Raw genomic sequence first — 21,475 nt, forward strand, 5'->3', positions numbered from 1 at the left:
TCACTAATACTAGTGAGGATTACACATTTTTTGCTAATCTTCTTATTAAAGAACTTTCTTTAGGAGCTATTTCTTTTAGAAAACTAGCGAATTTTTTAACACTGCCACTAAAAATTTATCGATATGAATTTGAAGTAAAATTCTTTTTGAATATATCGATATTGTCTAATGCTTTACCTGTACCCATTGCTACACAATCAAGAGGGTCTTCCGCAACAATTACAGGCATATTTGTTTCTTGTGCAATTACTTTATCAAGATTACGAAGAAGTGCTCCGCCACCTGTTAAAACAATTCCACGATCAATAATATCAGCTGCTAGTTCAGGTGGAGTTTTCTCTAAAGTATTTTTCACAGATTCAACAATTGCATCAACTGTATCGCTTAATGCAGCCGCAACTTCTTCTCCATGAATCGTAATTGTTTTAGGTAAACCTGAAATTAAGTCTCGACCACGAATATCCATTTTTTCATCTGTATCAGTATTGATAGCAGAACCAATTTCAAGCTTTAATTGCTCGGCAGTTCGTTCACCGATTGATAAGTTATAGTTCTTTTTAATATATTGAATGATCGCTTCGTCCATATCATCACCGGCAGTACGGATTGACTGACTTGTAACAATTCCACCAAGTGAAATAATTGCAACTTCAGTTGTTCCTCCACCAATATCAACAACCATACTTCCAGTCGGTTCCATAACTGGTAAATTAGCTCCAATTGCAGCAGCAAAAGGTTCTTCAATTAAGAATGCATCACGTGCACCAGCTTGTCTAGTCGCATCAATAACAGCTCTTTTTTCAACAGCAGTAATACCTGAAGGTACACAAACCATTACATAAGGTTTACGTGAGAAAAATCCGTTACTCTTTTGAGCTTGATCAATATAGTGTTTCATCATCGTTGCTGTTGTTTCAAAATCAGCAATTACCCCATCTTTCATTGGTCTAGTTGCAACAACATTTCCTGGAGTACGACCAATCATAAGTTTTGCTGAATTACCTACAGCAACAATTTGTTTTGTATCTGTCTTTAAAGCAACAACAGATGGTTCTCTAACCACAATTCCTTTTCCTTTTACAAAGACTAAAGTATTTGCAGTACCTAAGTCTATTCCTAAATCTCGTGTAAATCCGCCTAATCCAAACATATGTATCTTCCTTTCTAAAACGTACAACTTAAATTCATATTTAAAGTATCTATACTATATTTTCTTATCGTTAGTAAATAACAGGTTTTTATCCATAACTTACATTATAAAACAATTAGCCACTAATGAACACCCTTAAAAGCAACCTTTTTCTTTTAAACTGACATACTTATGTTCACCAATTATGATGTGGTCTAGTAATTCAATTCCAATTATTTTTCCACATTCGACTAATCGTTTGGTCACTTCAATATCTTCTCTACTTGGAGTTGGATCCCCACTTGGATGATTGTGTAGACAAATAATCGAGCTTGCTGATCTTCGGAATGCTTCTTTAAATATTTCGCGTGGATGAACAATTGAAGCATTTAAACTCCCCTTAAAAATTGTTTCGCGGGCAATAACTTGATTTTTCGTATTTAAGTATAAACATACAAAATGCTCTTGTTCAAGAAATCTCATTTCATCCATCATAAATTTAGCACAATCATCTGGACTTTTTATCATAAATCTTTCGTCGTATTGAAGTCTATTTATTCTTTTTCCTAACTCAAAGGCAGCAATTAATTGAACAGCTTTCGCTTCACCGATTCCTTTAATATTAGAAATTTCTTCTACAGACGCGTTCATTAATAATCTTAGTCCATCAAATTTTAATAAAAGTTCGTTCGAAACGTTTAAAACCGATTCATTTTTTGTTCCAGTTCTTAACAAAATTGCCAATAATTCTTGGTTTGTCAAACTACCTGGACCAAATTTCAACAATCTCTCTCTAGGCCGCTCATCTTTCGGAAAATCTCTAATGAGAAGCGAATTTGACATGGTACCACCTCAAATCAATAGTTAAAAATTTAATTCCTTAAGTTTTTTCTTAACCTTATTGATCGGAAGTCCTACAACAGAGTAATAGTCGCCGTCTATTTTCTCTACGAATGTACCACCATATCCTTGAATGCCGTAAGCGCCAGCTTTATCCATCGGTTCATTTGTATTGATATAATCAATTATTTCTTGATCACTAAGCTCACTGAAGGTAATTTTTGTACATTGATAAAAACTACTACTTATACCTTCATTTATAATTGAAACACCAGTATAAACCTCATGTGTATTTCCTGATAGCATTTTTAACATCGCAAAAGCATCTTCTTTTGACGTAGGCTTACCTAGTTTTTTGTCTTTATAAGTAACGATTGTATCAGCACCGATTATAACAGCATTTGGAAATTTAGTTGATACATCTGTTGCCTTTTCTTCCGCCAATTTTAATACAATCTCTGAAGACGACAAGTTCTGCTCCATTACTTCTTCAACATCACTAGTTTCAATGATAAAAGGGATATTTAACATACTAAGAAGTTCTTTTCGTCGAGGAGATGCAGAGGCCAATATAAGTTTTTTCATTTCATTCACCTATTATTTAATTTTAAAAGGAAGGATACAAGACCATCCTACCCAGATAATCACTATAACACAAATTAGCAAAAAACACTTTCCGTTGTCTATTCGTTACTAAAATGTAATATTAATGAAAGTTTTGTTATGTATTAAAATACCCTAATATTAAAATTTCATTTTTAAATGTTTTATTGCATAATTCCTATGTTTTCTATGTAAAATTAGCATTAAATTTAATTAAAATTATATTGCAGTAAGAAGTTTTTAACTAAAATAGTATTTCTTTTAATTCAACTTGTAATAAAAAATACACTAACAAAAATTAATTTGTCAGTGTATTTTTTTGTTCTTTTAATATTTTAAATAATGATAATAGATTATCTTGAATTGCTTCAGTCGTCTTATTTAAACTTTGCTTGTTATTTGAGGACAAGACTTTTTCGATATTTTGTAGATATTTAAGCCCCTTTAATAATTGCTTATTTTTGATATAGTCTTTTTGCTTGCTCAAAATTAGCATCGTTGAAGTTATTTGTTCTAGTTGCTTCGCATTATTAAAATTCTGATCTGTTAAATATGATAGCATAAAATTAAATGTTTCAACTTCTGCCTTATACATATCAACGGATTGTTTAGGACCTTTATAAGTTTGTCCAGCAATTGTTTCTTCTTTTAAATACGCGCTATTAAGTTTTGTCTTTACCTCATCTGCTAAAAATGTACTTTCTTTCCCACTCAATGCAATAACAACAAATAAAGCATTATTCTTTTCATAAATAACAGGTTTAAAACCTAATTTTGAAACTTCTTTTACATTTTTCTTTGCAGCTGCCATCGTTTTATACATCCCTACTTGTGCCAAATCAAATTTCACAGTTGGGATATTTGTTTCCACCTGAGTAGTTGTACCGGCAACTTTTTCAATAATGCTTGTTGGAGTAGTTGCATCTGGTTTTGCTTGTTTAAAAATACCTAAAAAAACAAATCCAAAGCATAATCCTATTAGACTTGCACCAATAATTGAAATAATAATACTTTTTGAAGGTGATTTTTTCACGAAAAAAGAAGCCTTCTTTTTCGACTTTTTCGTCTTGACCTTCTCAACTGGTTTCATCTTCTTCTTCTTTTTAACATCATCCAAAACAATTACTTTTTTACCTAATCCATCTGGAGTAGGTAAAACCCAACCGAATTCTCCATCTTTTTCCACCTGATTTTCGTTAGGTGTGACAGCACCTTCCGCAAATTTTTTTTCCTCACCATTGATTTTAATCGATATCTTTGAGGACTTGTCCATATGAATCCTCCTAATACTTTATTTTAAAACGTAAAAAAATACTAACATATAATTCCAAAAAAACTCGCCGACATTTGTCGAGGACAACCATGTATCGTGCAACAAAAAATTACAAAAAGCCTGCAAATCCTGCCTTTTCTATAAAAATAAATAGACCACCGAAGTCTATTCCTCGGTGGTCATTTACGATAGATTGCTACTTTATTTCTTCCTGCATTTTTTGCTTTTGAATACATAGCTCTGTCTGCGCAACGAATTAAGTCAGCTGGTTCTTCTGCTACAAATGGTGCAACTGCTGCTCCAATACTCGCCGTGACAGTTAATTTAATTTGTTGATGATCATTGATCAGATAGTTTGTCATACTAAATGGAATATTTTGAAGTGATTTTCTTATTTTCTCGGCTAAATCATATGTTTCACCTTCGTTATTATTAACCGTCAATACTGAAAATTCTTCACCACCAAAACGCGCAACTAATCCATTATGGCCTACTATCTTTTTAATTCTTTGTGCAACTTCGAATAGAACTTCATTACCTGCTTGATGACCATATTGGTCATTTATTCTTTTAAAATAATCTAGATCTATTAATAATAATGAAATTGACTTAATTTTGGAAGAATTCAAACGGACAAATTCATCTTTTATTTTAGATTCGAGATATTCAAAATTATAAATGCCAGTTAAAGAGTCTGTTTCGCTTCTAGTTTTTGTTTCTAAGTAATACCTCGCATTCTCAATCGCAATTGCAAGATATAGTGCTAAAATTTCGATCATTACGATTTGGTATTTTTTATAGGCATTTTTTTGTTCTGATGCAATTGTTAGTACACCAACTACTTCTTGATTCTTTATGATTGGAATTGATAATAAGCTTTCAGCATCAATACAGTTTAAAAGATCATTTGTTATCCATTGTGTTCGCCTATTAAAATTATATCTTATTTTTTCATAATACACTTTCTCAGTTATCGAGCCTTCAAGTGTATCAAAGTAAGGACAACTAAATCTTTTTTCATCAAACTTATTTTGAAAATACCTTTTTAATTTGAGTGAAGAATCTTCAACTAAAAATAAATTTCCATTAGAAATAGGAATTATTGTGCTTAATTGTTCAAAAAACTCGTCTATTACATCATCTTCTTCCATTTTTTGAGACAGTTTTTGACTTATTCTCATCGTCTTCTTTAAATATTTATTCATATTTAAGGTTGATGACAAAGTATTTAAAATAATCATTAAGATTATATAGTAAATAGAAATATAAAATAGAGTAATATATCCCCTAGTTTCAAGCATTAAGTATAGACTAATTCCAATTGGGAACATTAGTAGATTTATAAATAAATCCCACTTAAATTCTCTATTAAATAATTTAGTGTCTATTTTATATAAATTAATTGTTACAAAATAAATAACGATTTGATTAATCCAAAATGATGCAATCGTGTATATGAAAACTGGAAAAATACAACTTACAATTTCCTTCGTACCAGTAGGAGTAATTTTTCCTCCTGCTAAATCATAAAATAATGCACTTCCAATTGAACATAGTGCAAACATCATCGAATTAAGTGGCATACGATAAAGAGTTTTTTTAGTAATACTCAATCTAATATATAAAATAGCATAAGCTAATTGACTTATTAATAGTTCTGCAAATAATCCATACGATAAAAAAACTAAAATCGAGATTCCGAAAATAAATGAGAAAGTAGCATCATTTATTTTTATCGGCATATTTGAAACAATTAAAAAAAGAGCTATTATAATCAAAAAATTAGAACGTTCGATGTGTTTAAGAGGGCTAACCATATAAGCATAATAAAAAATGATAGGCATAATTACAATCCATGTAATCCATATAAACCTATTACTTTGCTTACTAAGCATGAATGGTGGCCCTCCTTTACTAATCTAGACGTATTTTTTTATTAAATAACTTCTTACGACTGAGATAAAATATAACGATCCTGTTATTAGTAATATTTCGTTTTCTCGAGTATTCTTTACATTCTCGTCTATTGCAGTCTGTAAATTGCATTCGTAATTTATATTTAGACTATTAGCATTAGAGATTAATTCGTCTCTATTCATCGCTCTAGGAAAATCAAAAGTTGTCATTACAATATTATTTGTCATTTCTCGTAATTCTTTTGCCATTTCCTCAACATTTTTATCTTTTAAAGCTGAAAATAAAATTTTTATTTCCTTATCTTTAAAATGAACATTCATCGTTTCCACTAGACTTTTTATTCCTTCAACATTATGAGCACCATCAATATAAATAACCGGACTAGAAACTATTTTTTCTAATCTTCCGGCTTTTTGAGCTATTTTTAATCCATGTTTGATAGTAGGTTCACTAATTCTCATTCCATAATGTTTTTGTAATAGCTGAATTGCTGTAATAGCACATGAAGCATTCCTAATTTGGTGTTGGCCAAGCATTGATAACTCGATATTTTCAATTGCATTGCCAAACCCTTCGTAACAAAATTGTTCAGTCTGTTGATCTTTCATTGAGGAAGTAAAGAAATGTTTTCCATATTCGAAATAATCAGCTTCACTTGTTTTCGCTTTATCACGGATAATATTTAATGCTTCTTCTTTTAACTCTGCAGTAACAATCGGAATCCCTTTTTTAATAATTCCGGCTTTATGCTTAGTAATTTCTTCTAATGTTTCACCGAGAATTTGTTGGTGATCGTGACCGATACTTGTAATGATACTAATTAAAGGGGTTACTACGTTTGTACAATCCTCTAATCCACCTAAGCCTGCCTCAACGATAAAAATATCGTTTTCTTTTACCTTACCAAAAAAGTAAAATGCCATTGTTGTAATAATCTCAAATTCAGTTGGAGCACCACATGGCAATTGTTCAACTTCTTCAACTACAGGAATCATGCAATTTACTAAATGAATAAACTCATCCTCACTAATCATTTCTCCACAAAACATAATTTGTTCACGATAATCTAATATATATGGTGATGTAAAAGCTCCTACAGTATACCCTGCGTCTAATAATATACTTTGCAAAAATGTGATTGTGGAACCTTTCCCGTTTGTACCTGCTACATGAATTGCTTTTACGTTAAGATGTGGATTAGCTAGTCGAACGAGCATTTCTTCCATTCGCTGTAACCCAGGTACAATTCCAAACTTTGTTCTGTTATGCATCCATTTCAGTGCTTCTTCATATGTACTAACCATCTTACCCCCACCTTTATAGTAAAAAACGACGAATCATTAAACTCAATTCGTCGTTTTAACTTTCTAATTTTTATAACAGCCCATTACAATGTTATTATTTGCTTAATTCTGCAATTCGAGCTCTTACAGATTCTTGTTTTTCAAGATAATCTTTTTCTTTACGACGCTCTTCATCAATTACCGCTGCAGGAGCTTTCGCTACGAATCCTTGGTTACTTAATTTCTTTTGAACTCGTTCAACTTCACTAGTCCATTTTTCTAATTCTTTTTCTAAACGTTTTTTCTCTTCATCTAGATTGATTAATCCTTCAAGAGGAAGATAAAGCTCAGCTCCACTAATAACAGCTGACATGCTTTTTTCTGGAGCCGTTAAATTAGTAGAAATTGTTAACTCTTCCGGATTACAGAAGCGTTCAATATAAGAACGATTTGCTTCTAATGCCGCTGCAATCGTTTCGTCCTTAGCAGAAATCATTAGCTGAACTTTTTTGCTCATTGGTGTGTTTACTTCTGCACGAATATTACGTACTGAACGAATTAGTTCAACTAATATTTTCATCGTTTCAGAAGCTTCTTTATTCGTTAATTCCTCTTTAACTGTCGGCCAAGCAGATACTGTAATAGATTCTCCTTGGTGAGGTAGAGATTGCCAAATTTCTTCTGTAACGAATGGCATAAATGGATGTAAAAGTTTCATCGTACTTTCTAACACATGTGCTAGAACTGAACGAGTCATATTTTTTGCATCTTCATTGTCGCCGTATAAAGGAATTTTCGCCATTTCAATATACCAGTCACAAACATCATCCCAAATGAAGTTATAAAGCACACGGCCAACTTCACCAAATTCATAGCGATCGATTAAAGATGTAACACTTTCAATTGTTTCATTTAAGCGAGTTAAAATCCATTCATCAGCAACTGACTTTTCTTTCGTTAAATCAATATTTTCATATGTGAAGCCTTCCATATTCATTAATGCAAAACGAGAGGCATTCCAAATTTTGTTTACAAAGTTCCAAGTAGCTTCAACTTTTTCAATACTGAAACGTAAATCTTGACCTGGAGAACTTCCTGTTGTTAAGAAATAACGTAATGAGTCTGCCCCATATTTCTCGATAACATCCATCGGGTCAACACCATTACCTAGGGATTTACTCATCTTACGTCCTTGTTCGTCACGTACTAATCCATGAATTAATACATCGTTAAATGGGCGTTTACCAGTAAATTCAATCCCTTGGAAGATCATACGTGAAACCCAGAAGAAAATAATATCATAACCTGTTACTAATACATTTGTTGGGAAGTAAGCTTGGAAATCCTTGCTTTCTTCGTTTGGCCAACCTAATGTTGAGAATGGCCATAATGCTGAACTGAACCAAGTATCTAATACGTCATTATCTTGATTCCAATTTTCAATATCAGCTGGTGGCTCTTGGTTTACATAAATTTCACCAGTTTCTTTATGGTACCAAGCTGGAATACGATGTCCCCACCATAATTGACGAGAGATACACCAGTCACGGATATTTTCCATCCAACGTAGGTAAGTTTTTTCAAAACGATCTGGTACAAATTTTACGCTGTCATCAGAGTTTTGTAATGCTACTGCAGCATCTGCTAGTGGTTGCATTTTAACGAACCATTGAGTTGATAAATAAGGCTCAACAACTGCGCCACTACGTTCACTATGACCTACAGAATGCATATGCTCTTCGATTTCAACAAGAACACCCATCTCTTGTAAATCTTTAACGATTTGTTTACGGCAATCAAAGCGATCCATACCATTGTATTTTCCAGCTTTTTCATTCATCGTACCATCTTCATTCATTACTAGAATGCGAGGTAGGTCATGACGGTTACCAACTTCAAAATCATTTGGATCATGTGCAGGCGTAATTTTTACTACCCCAGTACCAAATTCCATATCTACATAATCATCGGCGATAATTGGAATCTCTCTATTTACGATTGGTAGCATTACTGTTTTACCAATCATTGATTTGTAACGTTCATCTTCCGGATGTACAGCAATTGCAGTATCTCCAAGCATTGTTTCAGGTCGAGTAGTTGCAATTTGAATTTTTCCTGAACCATCAGTTAATGGATATTGCATGTGATAGAATGCACCTTGAACATCCTTATAAATTACTTCGATATCTGATAACGCTGTTTTCGTCGCAGGATCCCAGTTGATGATGTATTCACCACGATAGATTAATCCTTTGTTATAAAGCTTAACGAATACTTCTTTTACCGCATCTGATAGACCCTCATCTAGTGTGAAGCGTTCGCGTGAGTAATCTAAGCCTAAACCAATTTTTTCCCATTGTGAACGAATATGTGAAGCATATTCTTCTTTCCACTCCCAAGCTTTTTCTAGGAATTTTTCACGTCCTAAATCATATCTTGATAAGCCTTCTTCACGTAATTTGCCTTCTACTTTAGCCTGAGTAGCAATACCAGCATGGTCCATACCAGGTAAGTATAATACATCATATCCTTGCATACGTTTTGTACGAGTTAAAATATCTTGTAAAGTTGTATCCCAAGCATGACCTAAGTGTAATTTTCCAGTTACGTTTGGTGGAGGAATTACGATTGTATATTTCGGCTTTTCCGATTCTACTTGTGCTTCAAAGAATTTCCCATCTAACCAAAATTGGTAACGATCTTTTTCAACTAAATTCGGATCATACTTTGTTGGTAATGATTTTTGTGTTGTTTCCATTCGGAATCATCTCCTCTAAAATTATTGAAAAATAAAAAAACTCCACTCATCCTTGAAAAGGACGAATGGAGTTGGATTCGCGGTACCACCTTTTTTTGTCAGTAAAAACTTGTGTTTCTCTGACACACTTAAAAAAGATAACGGATCATCCGGTAACTTCTAATCACAGAAAAGTTTTCGAAGTCACTGCTCAAGGGCGACATTCCAACTCTATTTTCTAGAAACCTCCCACCAAATGGTTTCCTCTCTGAAGAATTAGTTCGTTGTACTCTTCCCTATCATTGCATTTCATTATGAATATATGTAATAGTCTACAAAATTTCCTTAAGCTTAGTCAACAGTATTTCTAATTTCTTTCTAGAATATTCAGTAGTTGTCAATAAAGTACCTCATTTTTTAATACATAAAAAAAATACGAAAAATAATTGTAATGATTATTTAACATTCTGGTATACTAGTACTTATTTAATTATGCGATAATGATATAGTATGTAGATATAACTTTTTAGGGGGATATTCATGGGTTTATTTAAAAATACATTAGCTCGTGTACTCGGAATTGGAGGAACGAGAATAGATACAAAGCTTGAAAAAACAGAATATCAAGCTGGAGAAAGAGTAAAAGGTGAATTACACATAAAAGGTGGAAGAGTAAAGCAAGAACTAGATTCCGTCTTTTTACATGTAATGACTGAATATAAAGTTGAATCCAATGATAAAACAGTTAATAAGAATGGTACTTTACAAAAATTTATCGTATCAGTTGATCGTATAATAAATGCAAATGAAGAAGTGACTATTCCTTTCTTTTTCACCTTATCTGAAAATACTCCAGTATCACTACACAAATCCCATATTTGGATTAAAACTCATTTAGAAATAGAAAAAGCTGTTGACCAATACGATGCAGATGGCGTTCAAGTTATCCCTTCAATTGGTTTAAAAACAGTAATCCAAGCACTTCAAGAAGAAGGATTTGTATTAAGAGATAGTGAAAACAAAAAGAAATACGGAAAGATCATTCAAGAGTTTGAATTTTATCCAATGAATGGCGAATTTCGTGGTAAATTAGAAGAGATTGAAGTTAATTATTTAAGTTTTGACAAAACAGTAGACTTAATTGTTCAACTTGATCAAAATCAAAAAGTAACTCAAGGCAAGTTTTCAAAGTTATTTGGATCTGATGAAAATAATGTTAGAATTTCTTTCTCCAAGGACCATATTACTGATAAAGATTTTGTACGCAAAAGTTTAGTAAACGCGATTAAACGTCATGTGAAATAAATAGCTTTAAAAAGAGGGTTTCCAAAAAAGTTGTATCACTTTTTTAGGAAACCCTCTTTTTTATCATAATTGGTAAGTCTCACAAATCTTCAATTGCCTTCGCCGCTTCTACATCTTCTTGTATTTTGGATACAAAGTATTCAATATTTATCATATGCCAGTATGCACTTAATAAATCTCTTACATTATCTTTTTCAGTACTTCCATCAGAACGCTTCAAGTAACTATTAATTTTGGAAGAAAACTGAGTTGGATATGCCATATAGCTTAAAAATAACAATCTTTCTTCTTCTCTTAATGAAAAGTTCTTTTCATACATTTTAAGCCAATTATTACGATCGGGCTGTTGAATTGGATACGTTTTAAATGAACCTTTATAGTAGTTTGTTAGATCTTGTATTGGTGTCGTTTCTTGTGCATTTTCTAGATTAATAAAAACCCCTTCTCCTCTTTTATTTACAAGAAAATGTGAGATGGACAAGTTTCCATGGTTCATTACAACCCTAGTATTTTCAGTATCCTTCATTTTTTTAAACCACTCATCTAATTGGCCTCTTGCGAATTGATGTGCACTTAATATTTTATGAAAGTACGTGCAGTAGCTTAGTTCGTAAGGTGACATATACCAATTTCCTTCAGCAGCTTCAATAAAATTTTCTAGCACATCTTTATCCTTGCTCCACCTTTTAGTTAATGTATCATAGTGTACTTGTAATTGATCTTTATCAACTTTTTTTTCCTTTTGTGTACTACCATGCATTTTGCCTAAAGAAGTAAACATTCTTTGAAAATGTAGATTTTCATCTGATCTTGCATCAACACTTTCGATCCAGGGCATTAGGTAGTAATGCTTTGTATTAAATTCAACAATATATTCTCCGTTTTGGGTATGATAAATTGGTACAACACTACGAAAGCCCTTATCTTGTAAGGAACGAACATTTTCAACCAAATTATTCCGATAAACTCGATCTACATTTGCTTCTTTTAGCGCAAAGACACCTTGGTTTGTATAAACTTTCACTACTTTTCCAACCGTTTCAAAATAGTTTGGTACTATATGGTACTGTGCTAAAATGACGCTTATTTCATCTTTTGGTTTTGAATACAAGATGCGTCACTCTCACTTTCTAAATGCGTAAAAGCCTTGTATTAGTAGACAAGTATCTAACTAATACAAAGCTCTCACCATATAATTATTGTTTTATAGCAGCTACAGGGATATAAATAATTTGCCCTTCCGACAAGAATTCATCGTTCAAATTATTAACGCGATTTAACTGTTGGGTTTGTAAATTATATTTTTTAGCGACGGATTCGATTGTATCTCCATTTTGAGCTAAATATAATTTTAATTTAGAATAAGATTCTTCTCTTCCTTCACCAGTAAATAAGCTTGAAAGAAGATTGTCACTTTTAACACTTCTTACTTCCTTCACTTCTTCTGCTTCAGCCTTTACCTCCACTTTAGGTAACTCCGGTGGTGGCGCAGCCTCTACTTGGGCTTGATAATATTCTGCGTAATAAGGAGGTGTTTGACGAACATCATTTGGATTTGCGTAAGAATTTTCTTGATTTGCTTGAGGATATGGATTTTGATAGAATGGCTGCTGATTTTGATTATATGCAAATGGTGCTTGTTGGTATTGCTGGTTAACATATGGTTGATAACTTTGCTCCAATGTCCGTTTGTATTCTTCTTCATATTTTTCTATTTCTTTTTGTGCATTATTTTCAGTATTGCCTTGGCTTTGCAAATTACTATAATCATTATTTAAGAAGTTAGGTTGACTATTTAAAGTATTATTTAAATAATTGTGCACATTAAAATCATTATTTAAAAAGCTAGGTCGTTCATTATAGGCAGTATTTAATTGATTAGATTGCTGGATATTATTTTCACTTTGAACTGTTTGCTCATGATTTTGTTCGTTCATTAAGAAGTCAGGTTTAACATACTCAGTTTGTGGCTCGATTGCTTCTGCTGATATATTAAAGCCTCTAAATACTTCCTCAAACTGTTCTTCTTGAACTTCTTCTTGAGCTTGCATTTGAACTTCTTCTTCAAATTCTTCTTGATCTACTTGTTGTTCATTAGACTGAACTTGAATTTCAAAATCAGCTTCTTCTTCTTCTGCATTGTAATCATTATTTTCTTCTGCATAATAGTGTTCAGCATCATTTTCATTCTGTTCAATTCCACCTTCAGCTACTTCTTCAGGGCGGAAAACCTCTAAGTAAGTTGGCTGCCCTGGATATGTGCTGTCTTGTTCTTCTTGCTCCTCTTCCTCTTCAAGAGATTGAATCCAATCACTGCCGTATAAATTATCTTGTTCATTCGTTTGTTGCTCAGCCACTGGTTCATTAAAGAACTGGAATTGTTCATTTTGTTCTCTATCTTCTTGATGTTCATATGCTTCGTTACTTGCACGATAGCCATTGTCGTATGCTGCTTCATTATTTGAGCGATAGTCATTGTCATATGCTGCTTCATTATTTGGGCGATAGTCATTGCCATATGCTTCGTTACTTGGGCGATAGTCATTGCCGTATGCTTCGTTACTTGCACGATAGTCATTGTCGTATGCTTCGTTACTTGCACGATAGTCATTGTCGTATGCATAGTTATTGTACTGTTCATAGGCTCTTTGTTCATGATAAGTATCTACTGCCCTATTATTATCATGTAGACCAGAAATACATAAATCAGCAGCAATTTGAATGCTACCTTTTTCTGCTAATTGATAATCAAAAGTCTCTACAGTAACACATAGATTCTCTAAATCAGTAATTCTTGTTAAAGGAATCGAAATATCTACAGGGAACTGATGATTTAAATCACAGCTTCCATCCTCAAGAACGATTACATTTTCAACTAATCTAGAAGGAGCTAATTCTCTTAATGAATAATAATCACCTTGATTTGCCAAATCAGGAGCGTAATTCCCTTCTAAAGTTAAGACACCCTTCACTTGAACATATTCATCAAATTGCTGTATAGTAATGTCTGGATTTAACGAGAGTGATCTTACCTCTTTAACTTCCTGTCCTTTTTGGAACCAGACAGTTTCTTTCAATGAAAAGCGAATATTTGTTTGATTTTCTGAAGACACCTTAATGTCCTCCTCTCATCGTCCAATTTGGTCTATGACATTACATTTTTATGAAAGAAACGAAAAATTTATGAAGAAAAGATTGTTAATTTCTCTTAAGAATGGTTTTAACATGTGTGGGACTAGAGAAATGCATGGGTTTAAGGAATAAGAAAACTTAAATGTAAGGTTTAAGAAATTTAGAAACAAAGAGTTAAAACAGTATATATTATTACGTTTTGTCTCTTTACATTCCAACTAAAAAAAGATGCCCCTATAAAATAGGGACACCGAATTTTTTTATACTAATTGCGAAAATGCGTATTCTGCAGCCGCAATCGTTTTTTGAATATCTTCATCTGTATGTGATGTTGATAGGAATAATCCTTCAAATTGTGAAGGTGGTAAGAATACACCTTGTTCAGCCATTAGTTGATAGTACTTAGCAAACATTTCTAAGTTAGACGTTTTTGCAGCTTCGTAATTTTCAACTTTTTCGTTTGTGAAGAAGAATCCAACCATTGAACCTGCACGATTAATACAATGTGGAATATTGTACTTTTCAGCTGCAGCTTTATAACCAGCTTCTAACAAATCAGCTTTACGATTAAATTCTACATAGTCTTCTTCAGTTAACTGACTTAATGTTTCGTATCCTGCCGTCATCGCTAAAGGATTTCCTGAAAGTGTTCCCGCTTGGTAAATTGGGCCACTTGGTGCGATTTGATTCATGATTTCAGCCTTACCACCATATGCACCTACTGGAAGACCTCCACCAATAACTTTTCCTAGACAAGTAAGATCAGGAGTTACACCAAAATGACCTTGTGCACAATTGTATCCTACACGGAATCCAGTCATTACTTCATCAAAAATTAATATTGTACCATATTGAGTAGTAATTTCTCTTAAGCCTTCTAAGAAGCCTTCTACTGGTGGAACAACTCCCATGTTTCCTGCAACAGGTTCAACAATAACTGCAGCTAGGTCATCTCCATATTGTTCAAAAGCATATCTTATACTTTCTAAATCGTTATAAGGTACAGTGATTGTATTAGCTGCAACGCCTTCTGGTACACCAGGGCTATCTGGTAATCCAAGTGTAGCAACACCAGAACCAGCTTTAATTAATAAAGAATCTCCATGACCATGGTAGCATCCTTCAAATTTTAAAATTTTGTTACGACCAGTAAAGCCACGTGCAAGACGTAAAGCACTCATTGTAGCTTCTGTTCCTGAGTTTACCATTCGGACAACTTCAATCGAAGGTACTCTTTCAATCACAAGTTTAGCTAATTCTGTTTCTTTTAAAGTTGGTGCTCCAAAGCTAGTACCAGTTTCAGCAGTACGTTTTAAGCCTTCTACTACTCGCTCATTTGAGTGACCTAAAATTAGCGGTCCCCATGATAATACATAATCAATATATTCATTACCGTCAATATCATAAATTTTTGAACCTTTTCCATGGCTCATAAAAATAGGTGACATATTAACACTTTTAAATGCACGTACTGGACTGTTTACTCCACCAGGAAGTACTTGTTTCGCTTCTTCAAAAGCTTCAATAGACTTGTTATATGATCTCATAAATTCTTACTTCCCTTCTGATAACCATCTGCAAGCATCTTTAGCATGGTAAGTCATAATCATATCCGCACCAGCGCGCTTCATACTGATTAATTTTTCCATTACAACTTTTTCTTCCTCGATCCAACCATTTATTGCAGCAGCTTTAACCATTGCATATTCTCCGCTAACATTATAAGCAACGATTGGTTGGTGATAGTTATTTCGGATGTCACGAATGATGTCCAAATATGAAAGAGCTGGCTTAATAATTAAGAAATCTGCACCTTCAACTGTATCTGATTCTGCTTCACGGAATGCTTCTAAACGATTTGCAGGATCCATTTGATAAGCTTTACGATCACCTTGTCCTGGAGCACTTTGAGCTGCTTCACGGAAAGGACCGTAGAATCCAGAAGCGTATTTCACTGCATAAGACATAATAGGAATATTATCAAATCCAGCTTCATCTAATGCATGACGAATTGTAGCTACGAATCCATCCATCATGTTTGAAGGAGCGATAATATCTGCACCAGCTAGCGCTTGACTTACCGCTGTTTTTGCTAATAGTATTAACGATTCATCATTATTAACATACCCATCTTCTAATACTCCACAATGTCCATGGTCTGTATACTCACATAAACATGTATCTGCAATAACAATCATTTCAGGATATTGTTCTTTTGTTTGAGAAATTGCTCTTTGGACGATACCAGTAGCACAGTAAGCTTCTGAACCTACTGCGTCTTTTACATCAGGAATTCCAAAGAAAATAACAGATTTTATACCTAATGATACAATTTCATCCATTTCTTTTCTTAATTCATCTAAAGAAAATTGAAATACACCTGGCATTGAACTAATAGGATTTTTTACGCCTTGTCCTTCAACAACAAAAAGTGGGTAAATAAAATCTTCTTTATGCAAATGATTTTCTCTAACCATTGAGCGTAATGCTGGTGTACTTCTTAAACGACGGTGACGATCAAACGGAATTGAATAAGTCATTTTTTTCTCCTTCTTTTCTATAGGACGATATTATTTTTAAATATCATCAGCTATTTTTTTTAATAAAGATTCAATTGTATATTTATCAGGAACAATCATATTATTAAAGCCTTTTTCCTTAGCTTTTTGTGCAGTGACTTCACCAATACAAGCGATTTTAATGTTCTTTAAATCTTCCATACAAATGATATTTTCAATTAAAAAACAAAACTGCTCTACACTAAAAGGATTCAAAAAAGTAATCACATCTAGCTTTTCATTCTTTAGTAACTTAATTAGATCATCTTTTATCGTTACATTTGCAATCGTTTCATAAACAGTTAGTAAGTTAACTAGATTGCCATTTTTTTCAAGTATGTTTGGTACATTATCACTCGCTAAAGAACCGCGTATAAATAAAAATTTTGTTCCTTTTTCTACTATGTAACTTAACTCAGAAGCAAATGTTTTGCCAGTAAATTGACTCGGAAGAAAATTCACTTGAAGTCCTTCTTCAATTAATCGACTTTTAGTTTTCTCTCCAACAGCACCAATTTTTTTTTGATTCATTTTTACTTTCAATTCATATGTAATATATTGCACAAAGTAATTTACCGAATTAACGCTAGTAAATAAGATCCAATCTGTTTCATCAATTAAGTTTTCTAATTCATTGATTGAAATATTACTTTTAACAATTTTTTGAAGTGGAAGATTAATAGGACATCCACCAAGCTGATGAATTAAATGATTAAATTCATCAGCTTGATGCTCTGCCCTTGTCACTAAAATGTTTATTCCATTTAAGGAATTATTCATCCGCTGCCTCTTTTACAGAATCAATAATATCCTTAGCTCCACGTTCAGTTAATAGTTTTGCAGCTTTTTCACCAATTTCTGTTGGATCAGTACCTTTAACTGTCTCTTTTAAAATGATTGATCCATCTGGTTTTGCTACTAAAGCTGTTAACGAGATTTCATTTTGTTCGTTGATCGTTGCAAATCCTGCTATCGGAACTTGGCAACCACCTTCCATTTTATGAAGAAATACACGTTCAGCTTCTACTGTTGTATATGTTAAATCATCATTTAGTCTATTTAATAGTTCACGGATTTCGGCATCATTTTCACGACATTCGATAGAAAGAGAACCTTGACCTACTGCTGGAACACAGATTGTTTCATCGATATACTCTGTAATGCTTTCTTCAGCCCATCCCATTCTTTTTAAGCCAGCTGCTGCTAAAATGATCGCGTCATATTCATTGTCTTTAAGCTTTTGAATACGCGTATCGATATTTCCACGAATCCATTTAATTTGTATATCTGGGCGTACTGCCTTAATTTGAGCACTTCTTCTTAAACTACTTGTCCCAACGATTGCTCCTTCTTCTAGCTCCATTAATCCTTTTCCACTATTTGAAAGTAAAGCATCACGAGGATCAACACGCTTAGGAGTACAGCCTATCATTAAACCTTCGGGTAAAATTGCAGGCATATCCTTCATACTATGTACAGCTAAATCAATTTCATTCGTAAGCATTGCATGTTCGATTTCTTTTACGAATAAACCTTTGCCACCAACTTTTGAAAGAGTTACGTCAAGTATTACATCACCTTTTGTAACAATTTCTTTTAACTCAAATTCATAATCAGGCGCAACTTCCTTAAGCTTCTCAACAAACCATTTCGTTTGTGTTAATGCTAGTTTACTTCTTCTTGTACCAACTACTATTTTTCGCATAGTTTACAGCTCCTTACGTACTCCATAAATGAAACGTTGAATATAGATTTGAAACAACATAATTTCCGAACAATACTAAAAAGCAACAGATGTTAAATATGCAAAGAGATTTGCCATAGAAACGGTTGCTTACTTTTAAATACATAAATGTACTATACATGATTAAAACGAAAACTGAGCCTATTACTTTCATATCATACCAAACAAATGTGTGTAATCGAATACTTGCCCCTAAAATAAGGGAAGTTAGCATAAGAGGGACACCAAATAAGTTAAATGTAATAAACATTTTTTCCAACTTACCTAAACTCCCCAATTTCTTTAAATGCGTTGACCATTTCTTCTTTTTTAATAAAACGTATTGAAAAATGTACATTCCTGAAAAAATAAAGGACAGTGTAAAAGCACCGTACGCTAAAAAAGCTAACCCAATATGGGTATATAATAATTCCGATTTTAAGTGTTCAACTGATGTAGCCGTTTTCCCAGCCTTTGGAATTAGAATGGATAATGAAAATACTAAAAATGAAACAACATTTGTAAAGAAAACTAAATACTCTAGTTTTACTAACCAATTAATAATCATTGATAATGAGATAATGATCCATACATAAATATATAGACCTTCTCTAGAAGTGATAAAGGAATATAAACTATAATAGCTAATCGTATAAATCATTAAAATAGTAGAAAACACCCAAACAATTGCAAGCAAATAAAATGCCACTTTACTTGCCATTCTGTTTGAATCTATAAAATCTATAAAAGAAAAAACGATACTCCATGCAAACAATAATATTAATAAGTGGTAAATAAAACTACTTTCCAAAAGCGCCATTATCTAAACCTCATAAATACCCTAAGCTTTGTTTTAAAGAAATCGTCTCTTTTTCTTGTTTAGTTTGCATGTATTTTTCATCATTAGCTTCTTCTAATATTTCATCTAAATTAAATATTTCTTTAAAAAGTGAAATTTGTGCTTCTGAGTGTTTAGATGTACCCATTTCTTTTGCTTTCATAATTGGGTCACGTAAAAGTTGATTCACAATACTCTTCGTGTGCTTTTGGATAATTTTTAAGTCTCGATCAGATAAATGAGGTAATTTTCGTTCAAGACTGCACATAGTATCTGCCTGAATATCCAATGCTTTTTCACGTAAAGCAGAGATAACTGGAACGACACCTAACATTGATAACCAACATTGGAAATTATCAATTTCTTCATTGATTGCCTTTTTAACTTCTACTGCCTCTCGCTCACGTTCGGCTAAATTCTCTGCAACAATCCCTTGAAGATCATCAATATCGTATAAAAACGCACTATCAATATTATGAATTGATGGCTCGATATCTCTTGGTACTGCGATATCTACTAAGAATAAAGCTTTACCTTTTCTTGCTTTTTCAATACGGTTTATCATTTTCTCAGTAATCACATATTCTTTTGAGCCAGTTGAACTAATAACGATATCTGCTTCTTTTAAGGAGTTTTCTAGTGATTCTAATCCTTTTCCGATTCCATTAAATTGATCAGCAAGCTTAATCGCATTTTCAACAGTTCGATTAATTACTGTAACTTTCCCTACACCTTGAGAATATAGGTTTTGTAAAGCTAAGTTACTCATTTTTCCAGCACCAACGATTAGAACGTTACAGCCTTTTAAATTACTAAAAATCTTTTTAGAAAGTTCAACAGCAGCATAACTTACAGAAACTGCATTTTCACCGATACCAGTTTCAGAATGAACTTTTTTTGCAAATGTAATTGCTTGTTTAAATAGCTGATTAAAAATAGTACCAATTACATTATTCTCTTGAGCAAGTAAATAACTATCTTTTACTTGTCCAAGAATTTGAGTTTCACCAATTACCATTGAATCTAAGCCACAAACTACGTTAAATAAATGGCTAATTGCATCATTTCCTGTTCTAATAATTAAATATGGTGATAATTCCTCATCTTTTAATCCAAATCGTTGTAATAGAAAACGTTTCATATAATATTGACCTGTATGAATTTGGTCAACAACTGCATAAATCTCTGTACGATTACAAGTAGAAACAATAATGTTTTCCAAAATGCTTTTTTCATTTTTTAATGAATCCATTGCATCTTGAAGTTCATTTGGAGAAAACGCTACCCTTTCCCGCACTTCAACCGGGGCAGTCTTATAATTTATCCCTATTGTAATGATGTGCATCCCTAAAGCCCCCCTAAAAAAAACTTGTACAAACGATGTTTTATATCTATATTTACTTAGCAAAATATCATATCATAAATATGTTCCACTTCAATATGCTATCATAAATGTAATAAATTGTAGAATTTTTAATCCGAATTATAATATGAACTATATCCAAAGTTTATTATACATTAATTTTTAAATAAAAGTGATTACAAATAATGTTAAACGGGAGTTACTATGAAAAAAAATCGATTATTTATTGGAATCTTATTAATTGGCTTTGGCACTTATTATCTTGTTTCAAAATGGCATGTCCCTGCACTACATTTTTTTACTTATTGGACTACACCGATCGTCATAACAGGTATTGCACTTCTAGTTCAAGCCTTTAAAGGTCGTGAATTCCAATATGTATTCCCAGGGGTTGTAGTTCTTGGTTTTGGAATTCATTTTTATGCAATCAAGCATTTTCAAAGTTGGCCTAACCATTGGTCCGTTCTTACACTAATTATCTCGTTTGGTATGTTATTGCAATCCCAAAAAAGCAGAAGTGACTTATTACCTGGTTTACTATTATTTATTATGTCTTTATTTTTTCTTTTTAATGATAAGCTTTCATCAATGCTTAGTTCACTTCAGTCACAAGTTTCTTATTTTCAACAATACTGGCCAATTTTCATTGCAGTAGTCGGATTATATCTTTTATTCTCTAAAAAATAAGATGCTAAGAGTGTCCATGTTATATTTCCTCACGTTTAGGAAAAAACTTATATCTTTTTATTATGTTTCCATATTAATTTTATCTAT

The 21,475-nt window shown here is 32.7% G+C and carries 17 protein-coding genes and 1 other annotated feature; of the genes, 2 read left to right on the top strand and 15 right to left on the bottom strand.

Annotated elements, in window-relative coordinates; all coding sequences use genetic code 11:
- Positions 1-115 precede the first annotated feature (115 nt).
- The 7 genes from CN692_RS16380 to CN692_RS16410 all read right to left on the bottom strand — a co-directional run bounded on the left by CN692_RS16380 (position 116) and on the right by CN692_RS16410 (position 9,803).
- Complete coding sequence (locus CN692_RS16380; RefSeq protein WP_098120244.1) at positions 116-1,150, bottom strand: rod shape-determining protein; 1,035 nt, start codon at positions 1,148-1,150, stop codon at positions 116-118.
- A gap of 135 nt (positions 1,151-1,285) precedes the next feature.
- Entirely contained in the window at positions 1,286-1,972 is a 687-nt protein-coding gene (radC, locus tag CN692_RS16385) for a RadC family protein (RefSeq protein WP_098120245.1), read from the bottom strand.
- Between the two features lie 21 nt (positions 1,973-1,993).
- On the bottom strand, positions 1,994-2,554 hold the full coding sequence (locus CN692_RS16390; RefSeq protein WP_098120246.1) for a Maf family protein: 561 nt from the start codon (positions 2,552-2,554) through the stop codon (positions 1,994-1,996).
- A gap of 316 nt (positions 2,555-2,870) precedes the next feature.
- Positions 2,871-3,845, bottom strand: a complete 975-nt coding sequence (locus CN692_RS16395; RefSeq protein ID WP_098120247.1) for a hypothetical protein — start codon at positions 3,843-3,845, stop codon at positions 2,871-2,873.
- Between the two features lie 179 nt (positions 3,846-4,024).
- Positions 4,025-5,740, bottom strand: a complete 1,716-nt coding sequence (locus CN692_RS16400) for a sensor domain-containing diguanylate cyclase (RefSeq protein WP_098120248.1) — start codon at positions 5,738-5,740, stop codon at positions 4,025-4,027.
- Between the two features lie 24 nt (positions 5,741-5,764).
- Positions 5,765-7,066 (bottom strand): bifunctional folylpolyglutamate synthase/dihydrofolate synthase, encoded by a 1,302-nt coding sequence (locus CN692_RS16405; protein ID WP_098120249.1) that lies wholly within the window; start codon positions 7,064-7,066, stop codon positions 5,765-5,767.
- Between the two features lie 94 nt (positions 7,067-7,160).
- Entirely contained in the window at positions 7,161-9,803 is a 2,643-nt protein-coding gene (locus CN692_RS16410; protein WP_098120250.1) for a valine--tRNA ligase, read from the bottom strand.
- 54 nt (positions 9,804-9,857) lie between these two features.
- Positions 9,858-10,094, bottom strand: a binding site (T-box leader).
- A 228-nt stretch (positions 10,095-10,322) separates the two neighbouring features.
- Here CN692_RS16410 and CN692_RS16415 point away from each other — a divergent pair.
- Positions 10,323-11,087, top strand: a complete 765-nt coding sequence (locus tag CN692_RS16415; RefSeq protein ID WP_098120251.1) for a sporulation protein — start codon at positions 10,323-10,325, stop codon at positions 11,085-11,087.
- A 79-nt stretch (positions 11,088-11,166) separates the two neighbouring features.
- On the opposite strand, the gene ysxE is transcribed toward CN692_RS16415, so the two are convergent.
- From ysxE to hemA, 8 genes are all read right to left on the bottom strand, one after another.
- Positions 11,167-12,198: a spore coat protein YsxE gene (gene ysxE, locus CN692_RS16420; protein ID WP_179865554.1), complete on the bottom strand. Its 1,032-nt coding sequence runs from the start codon at positions 12,196-12,198 to the stop codon at positions 11,167-11,169.
- An 85-nt stretch (positions 12,199-12,283) separates the two neighbouring features.
- The gene (gene spoVID, locus CN692_RS16425) at positions 12,284-14,200 is read right to left on the bottom strand and encodes a stage VI sporulation protein D (protein ID WP_098120253.1); all 1,917 of its coding nucleotides are present in this window, start codon (positions 14,198-14,200) and stop codon (positions 12,284-12,286) included.
- A 279-nt stretch (positions 14,201-14,479) separates the two neighbouring features.
- Positions 14,480-15,766 (bottom strand): glutamate-1-semialdehyde 2,1-aminomutase, encoded by a 1,287-nt coding sequence (gene hemL, locus CN692_RS16430; RefSeq protein ID WP_098120254.1) that lies wholly within the window; start codon positions 15,764-15,766, stop codon positions 14,480-14,482.
- Positions 15,767-15,772: 6 nt separating this feature from the next.
- Positions 15,773-16,759: a porphobilinogen synthase gene (gene hemB, locus CN692_RS16435; RefSeq protein ID WP_098120255.1), complete on the bottom strand. Its 987-nt coding sequence runs from the start codon at positions 16,757-16,759 to the stop codon at positions 15,773-15,775.
- A 36-nt stretch (positions 16,760-16,795) separates the two neighbouring features.
- Positions 16,796-17,557, bottom strand: a complete 762-nt coding sequence (locus CN692_RS16440) for a uroporphyrinogen-III synthase (RefSeq protein ID WP_098120256.1) — start codon at positions 17,555-17,557, stop codon at positions 16,796-16,798.
- Complete coding sequence (gene hemC / locus CN692_RS16445) at positions 17,550-18,482, bottom strand: hydroxymethylbilane synthase (RefSeq protein ID WP_098120257.1); 933 nt, start codon at positions 18,480-18,482, stop codon at positions 17,550-17,552. Before hemC ends, CN692_RS16440 begins: the two co-directional genes overlap by 8 nt.
- A 13-nt stretch (positions 18,483-18,495) precedes the next feature.
- Entirely contained in the window at positions 18,496-19,320 is an 825-nt protein-coding gene (gene ccsA, locus CN692_RS16450) for a cytochrome c biogenesis protein CcsA (protein ID WP_098120258.1), read from the bottom strand.
- A gap of 10 nt (positions 19,321-19,330) precedes the next feature.
- Positions 19,331-20,683 (bottom strand): glutamyl-tRNA reductase, encoded by a 1,353-nt coding sequence (gene hemA, locus CN692_RS16455; protein WP_098120259.1) that lies wholly within the window; start codon positions 20,681-20,683, stop codon positions 19,331-19,333.
- A 222-nt stretch (positions 20,684-20,905) separates the two neighbouring features.
- Between hemA and CN692_RS16460 the strand changes: the two genes are divergently transcribed.
- Positions 20,906-21,388, top strand: coding sequence for a LiaF transmembrane domain-containing protein (locus tag CN692_RS16460; RefSeq protein ID WP_098120260.1), 483 nt, complete (start codon positions 20,906-20,908; stop codon positions 21,386-21,388).
- Positions 21,389-21,475 lie beyond the last annotated feature (87 nt).

The sequence above is a fragment of the Bacillus sp. AFS002410 genome, assembly GCF_002556365.1.
Lineage (GTDB): Bacteria > Bacillota > Bacilli > Bacillales > Bacillaceae_G > Gottfriedia.